The sequence below is a fragment of the Chryseobacterium viscerum genome (genome assembly GCF_002899945.2).
Lineage (GTDB): Bacteria > Bacteroidota > Bacteroidia > Flavobacteriales > Weeksellaceae > Chryseobacterium > Chryseobacterium viscerum.
In genome coordinates, this window is record NZ_PPEG02000020.1 from 1 (window position 1) to 6,879 (window position 6,879).

Genomic DNA, 6,879 nt, shown 5'->3' on the forward strand with positions numbered 1-6,879 from the left:
GCTTTCCCAGATTCATATTCTTTCAGAATATTGATAATCTGATGTTCTGAAAATTTGCTCTTTTTCATAATGTTTAACAAACTAAATTTAATAATTTTAATTGGTCTGAAAAACAGGGAAGTTTACCAAAACAGGGAAGTTTACCTATGCTTCTACAATCCGTTAACTTTAATATGTTTTTAGCTAATTTGTAATGAGAAATAATATAGTATCTAAAAAAATCTTTAAAGACAAGTTTCATTAACTTATATTCTTATAAATATTAAATCTATCTACTGTTTATCCAATCATTAAAATCAATATTTACATCTAAATTTAATTTTTTTCTAATTCTATATTTTTTAGATTCTACTGTTCTTAGGGATACACTTGTATAAGTAGCAATTTCTTTATTACAAAACGACAATTTCACAAAAGCAATAAATCTCATATCGTTTATATTGAGTTGAGGGTATTCAGTGGTTATTTCTGTATAAAAATCGTAATAAAGCTCTTTGAATTTTATAATAAAGGTAGGGTCGTTTTTAGTAGCAAGATATAACAGGTGTTCTTTATTTTCATCCAATTTTTTATTTAACAAATCTAACTCTTTTTCTTTTTGAACTAAATTACTTCTGATTTTATCTTTCTTACTTTTTGAATTTCTTTTTAAAATAATTACTATACACAAACAGACAAACATAATAGATAATATAATATAATATAGTCTGCTTTTACTTTTTTCACTATTTTGGATTTTTTCCTGTAAAAGTTTGTCTATTGGTATATCTATCATTGCCCTTTCAATTAAATTCAGACTGTCATTCACGGCAGAGTATTTTAAAAGATATTCATTTTCATTCTTAAGGTCATTCTTCCCTCTATACGCTTGAGATATTAGTTTATAACATTCTTTTTCTCTTTTCTTGAATCTCATTCGTATAGAGATTTTAAGAGATTTTAAGAGATACTGTAGAGATTTCTGGTATTCTTTTCTTTCTATATATAATTCTCCGTAGGCTCTTAAAACATTGCACTTTGCTTCGACTGTACCTTTTGAGGATAACATTATATCATTTGCTTTATCAATAAAGTATTTTGCTGAGTCCATTCTTCCTTTTTTTAAATGTCTCTGTGCAATTGTGATATATAGCATGGGTCGCGGAGCTGCCATACACTTCTTCTCACAACTATATACTGAATCCATTTGATTTAGAGACTCAAAACTGAATCTTTTCCAATCATAAGCATCTTGTTTAGACTTTTCAGCTAAATTTTTATCTGTAATTTTATATGCGAAATCTAAAGATTTGTTCAGGTCTATAATAGCCTGTTTATGAAGTCCAAGTCTTGCTTCACTCATTCCGTATACGAAATATAATCGGGATTTTAAGGATTTATCATCGTAGTATTTCAAATTTTGTTCAGCTATATTCAAAAGATAATAGCCTTGTTTATACATGTTCATTACAAAACAATACTTTGAAAACTCTATGTAGCCTTTGATTTCTCCTTTTTTATATTTTATTTTTTTAGATTTTTCAATAACTTCTCTTTGAAGAATAGCCCCTTTTTTATAATTACCGATATTCCAGTATCCTTCACTTATTCTCTTTTGTAAAGAATCAATTTCCGAAATAGAATTTTTTTGAGCTTCTATATGAGATGCAAAACTTATAAAAATAAAGCAAATCAATTTATTAACAATATTAATGCGATTCATTTAATTAAAGGGAAAAATAGTTTTTTCATTTAGTGTTGTTATGGCTTATTTAATAGAATAAATAATTTAGTATCTTTTTGTCTTTTTAGATGAACATTATTCTGCAAAATTAAATATTATTTTGATAGTTTGTTATAAAAAATCAAAAGCTAAAGTGTGTTTTTCTAGTTGCAGTGTTTTTTTGTATCCTATTTAAAGTATTGATTATTAGATTTTTTAATCTCTGATTTAATTATTTAACTACATTGTATTGTTGTTAAATGTATTTACTATAATTCAGGATGCAGTAAAGATGCAGTGTGGTAAAATGGCAAGATTCATTGTAAATTTGTTGATGTTAAAAGAGGAGTTAATCAAAAAAATATTTAATCTTGTGCTATTTTGTAATCTTCCTCAAAAACCGGAGCGTGAACATGTAATCCTGCTAATAATGCTTGTATAGTTTGCAAAAAAAATATAATAGGTTTTAGTCGATGTAAAATTGGAAAATGCTACGAACTATTCAAGTTATGGACTATATTTAATTCAGGTAATAGTCAATGAACATATACTGGAGCCCTGCGGACAGGAAATGTTTTTTTATTATCCGGGACTTGTGTAAAGCTTCTTAATGCAGTAGATGTTATTTTTTGTGAAACAAAGACTCGTCCTAATGGTGCGAGCTATACCTAAGGCATTTCCTTTATGCATATTATTTATAAAGCATTATAAATATTAACGTTCTGAGATTTATATCCTTAGTTTTGTGATTATGCTTTAGTGCTTAACTTATCTTGAAAAAAATTGCCATTGTTAATGTATATTATACAAATGGAACTGGTAGATTTTAAGAGTTCTGTATGAAAGAAATATATTCATTAAAAAAAGTTTTACTTATAATTTAAAAATTTTTAATACAATAACGAAATAATGAAATACACAGTTTTGTTTATAAATATTGCAATATTGATTTGTAATAGTTGCTCTGTAAATTCAAAAACGGTGCAAAATAACAGTTTTGATCAAGATAATCAAATAGACAGAAAGCTAGAATTTATGCAAAAAGTAACAAGTGATAATCTAAATAAAGTGAAGAATCCTCTTATAGATGCCAATGGTGCAAATCCAAAAAACTTTCACTAAATCTAATTTTCAGATAATTGCTTCATCTTTCTTGAAAATAGTACCGTAGATGAGAAAAAAAGTGAGTAGAATTCTTGATATTATGAGCAAAGATGATTCTTTCAGTAAACTCAGGGTTTCTTTATAATGATGATATGACAATGGATATTTCCTATTTACAATTTTATGAAAATAGCTTCTCAGTTGATTCCGCCAATAATAGAATTGGTATAGGTACGAATGTACCAACAGTTCAGTTACAGACCGGAGGGAATATGATATTTTAAGAACTGCTGATTCTACGAGCGTAGCAGTAGGATATTCAGCGATCGCAAGAGATCATGAAACTGTGAAGTGAAAGCAATATCTTCAATTACAGGTAATAATTGACCAATGTACAGAATGATTTTTTGAGTTACTTTAACACTTATATAGTCACAGTTCAATATACCGTAGATACTATTGGTAGTTATTTTTAATATAAGTAATGTTGGACTTTGTACTACTTTTAGAATCTATAAAATATTAAATGTATTTGCTTTTCAGTCTGGTGGAATATGGCATATTTCCGCAGATTATAAAATAGGACTAGATCAGATGGTGCCAACGGAAACTTGACAATTTATATTTTAATCATTAATAATACATGAAAGACATTAACATGTTGATAAGTTTATATGGTATGCATTTGACCTTTTTTAAGATGTCAATTTCAAATTCTGTTTCTTTAAAAGCGTGTGAAAACAGAACACAGGATTGATAAATCAGTCAAACCAATGAAAAAGCTTATTAATTTGACATTTCTATTGGTCATGGATTTGTAACTTTACCAATAAACACAAAATTTTAAAAAATAACAGCTATGCCAATTTCTTATTACGATTTTAAAAATCTAACTGATAAATCTCAACTTGAAATCGTTATGACTGAGGGTAAAATAATCAATGAGTTGATTAAACATGAACTAAGGTTTGTTTTATATGAGGTATCATCTTTTTCTGTTGAGATCGTTTATAATATGCTCAATAATAGGATAGAAAGTTTTACTTCTTTTCAGAATAAAAGAGCCTAAGGTTATTGAATGACAAGTTTTTTATTTTTTTGTTAAAAAATCAACTCATATTTGTGATCAACCGCATCGTCAATATAGAATTTGAATGGAGATGTATTTTTCATGTATCCTGTAAATGTTGTTTACTTAATGGAGGTCAACCGCCAATTGATCCGAAAAGTGAAGATCCTTCATCTCAAACGGCGGCAACACGCAGAATGGATAATGACGAGTAGATTAAAAAAGCACAAAAATTATCGGAACTCAAAGGTGAAGATTTCGATGCGTTGTTTTATCAGGGGGGACGTGGTCCTTTATGAGATCAGGCTAAAAGATAAAGTTTCCCAACAGCTTATCGTTGACTTCTATAATGATGGTAAACCTGTAGATTTGTATGCTAAGCATCAGGGGTCTTGAAGGATGTAAAAATAGACGGCGAGCATCTGGTAAAGGATAAAAATGTCACTGGATTCACCAATACAGAATAAGATGCTATACAATTGACTGATGTTGTTCATTTTTTTGGTGAAGATATGCTTAAAAAGAATGGCGGACCATAAAGTAAAGCTGAAGATTTGGCTGCTTATGCAGTGGTTGATGGAAAGCTTGTCACAGGACAAAATCCTGCATCTTCTAATAATGTGGCCGAGGAATTATTGAAACTTATTTAGTTTTTATCAAGATGATCAGTTGCTTAAAGATCCGGTGTTTTTGTAGAGGAACTTTTTTTTAAGGGTTTCGTGGTTATTAGTTTTATCCCCATATTGTTTGGGGATTTTTGTTTCTAAATCAACTAGATAATCTAATGTCGTGGCGTTGAGATAGGATTTGTATGAGCAAAAATTGTATGAAGTAATAAAAGGTAAATTGATATAAACTACTATATTTGTCTCCAATTTAATTTTATTATACTATGAAGGAATTTATCGAAAAGATCAATGCTGAGTTTGACTTATTTTTAAAAGATGCCAGCCAGCAATCTGAAAAAGGAAACAAGGCAGCTGGTACAAGAGCAAGGAAATCAGCTCTTGAACTGAGCAAGCTGTTCAAAGAATTCAGAAAGATCTCTGTTGAAGAATCAAAGAAATAAGATCAATGAAAATTAAGATCCCTTCCGATAGGTAGGGGTCTCTTATTTAAGTATAGTATTTTCAGATAAAAATGCAGAATCAATGTTTAACAAAAAAAAAGACTATCATCATATTATTTTAGGAACTGTTTGAACAATGAGGGTTTTATGTGTGAATGATTGGTTATTTGATTTTTTCTTTTTAACTTCATTGCTTCAATAATCCTAGATTTCAAATAAGCGTTTTATATGTCTCTATGGCAGAACAATTGACGAACATAATATCTGATGAGGAGTTGTATCTATTGATGCTCATAAAAGATAAAGTAACTTTTGATCATCTTTACGAGCAATAAAGCTCTTTAATCTATGGAATCGCACTTTGGGCACTTCATGAAAGTATATTGAAGAAGTATCTGAATTTGATAAGTTTTTCAAAGGTTTGTTTAAAGCTGTATTGAATTCCGGCATATCCACCTCGGGGGCCCAAGGAAAAATTGAGGGTAGAGTAATAGGTGTTTATTTTTTGCAGATATTATCCGCCATCACTTCAGAATACCAGAGTTAGCCATATCAAATCCTTCTATATATGGTCCTCAGCTTGGGCAAGTCCGGGCATTGATTGGATTTAAAAATGAAGTTGCTGCAATTAAGAGTGTTGAAGCAAAAAAAACATTTTTTTTCATAAGAAATTAGTTTATTATAAATGTAATAAATTTATTTATAAAGTTCCTATTTATGGAAATTATCTGTTCTCCATTTGTCACTTTTTAGCAGGAATAAGATTCCAGCTTTTATTTTAATATTTGGGTAAACTAATCTATATTTCATAAGTATTTGCATGTTTAAAATATTTCGAGCATTTTTGAATTACAATAATCGGATCTTCTATTTTCAATTTCAAAATTGACAAAATATCTTTCTTCGGGGCTTTTCTGTTGCTGATTTGATTTACTGTGCTGCAATTAATCTGCATACTTTCGGAATCCATGATCGGATGAATTTGTGCTCATCGTTTGCATCCACAAAAAAAATAACGTTTTCTTTTCCAATTAAACCTGCATCCTGACAAATTTCGGCATTGTCATTTCTGTCTTTTTTATTGGAACATTTTTTTAGTATCTTTAAAATTTGAAAATCTTCTTTTTACGATTTTCTTGTACAAGAAATAGTGATTAAATTTTTGATTAAAGGCATTCTTTTATATAATTATAGTTTAATTGTTATAGATATATCCAATTTTCTACCAAACCACTACCAAAAAAAAATTAAAAAAAAGAGTGTTTTGAAGGGGTTAGTAATTGTATTTGTATTTTTAGAACCAAAAAAACGTTCAAATTAAAGTGCAGTAACACTATCACTGTCTGTAGCAACTTTCTGGTGGTTTAACAAATATTTTATTTGTTCCATTGCCTGCGTTTTCCTGAAATTTGATCGATGATGCTTTACAGATGGACTCAATGAAATATTACCGCTAATATCAAGTCATTACCAAGGGTCATCATAAATATTCTTACATTTCCTCTTGAAGTGATAGTTATTCTAGAGAGATTGTTGACTATCAATTTGAAATCATACACTGAAGTTGTACCAAACAGGCAACTCCATTTCCTAAATATGACTTTAGATTTATCGTTCCATTTATATTATTTATTCCAAAACTATTGTCAGGAGTTTTAACTCTTAATTTCGTATTGGGTGTAGATTTACCTACCAACACCTACTTTACCATCATTACTAACAACCAAATCATTTAATTTTTGAGTTGCTGTTGGAACTCCTGTTGAAAGATTATCTCTTGAGCCATGTACACCATGTACAGTAAAAAGTGAAGACTTTCCCTTTTTCAAACAGTTAATAAATATAAAATACACTCTAATACACTAAAACTTCTTTAGCATACAGCCAAGGACTAAGTCCATTTAACGATTTATGCGGATGATTACTGTTGTAATC

3 protein-coding genes are annotated in these 6,879 nt (G+C 29.2%); 2 read left to right on the top strand and 1 reads right to left on the bottom strand.

The features are described from left to right. Window positions 1-268: 268 nt before the first annotated feature. Window positions 269-1,702 (bottom strand): hypothetical protein, encoded by a 1,434-nt coding sequence (locus tag C1634_RS25515; RefSeq protein WP_109739375.1) that lies wholly within the window; start codon window positions 1,700-1,702, stop codon window positions 269-271. A 909-nt stretch (window positions 1,703-2,611) separates the two neighbouring features. Here C1634_RS25515 and C1634_RS26395 point away from each other — a divergent pair. Continuing rightward, a complete protein-coding gene (locus C1634_RS26395) occupies window positions 2,612-2,824 on the top strand; it encodes a hypothetical protein (RefSeq protein WP_109739376.1) in 213 nt (70 codons plus the stop codon). Between the two features lie 1,943 nt (window positions 2,825-4,767). Next, on the top strand, window positions 4,768-4,944 hold the full coding sequence (locus tag C1634_RS25535; RefSeq protein ID WP_103234852.1) for a histone H1: 177 nt from the start codon (window positions 4,768-4,770) through the stop codon (window positions 4,942-4,944). The last annotated feature ends 1,935 nt before the right edge of the window (window positions 4,945-6,879 follow it).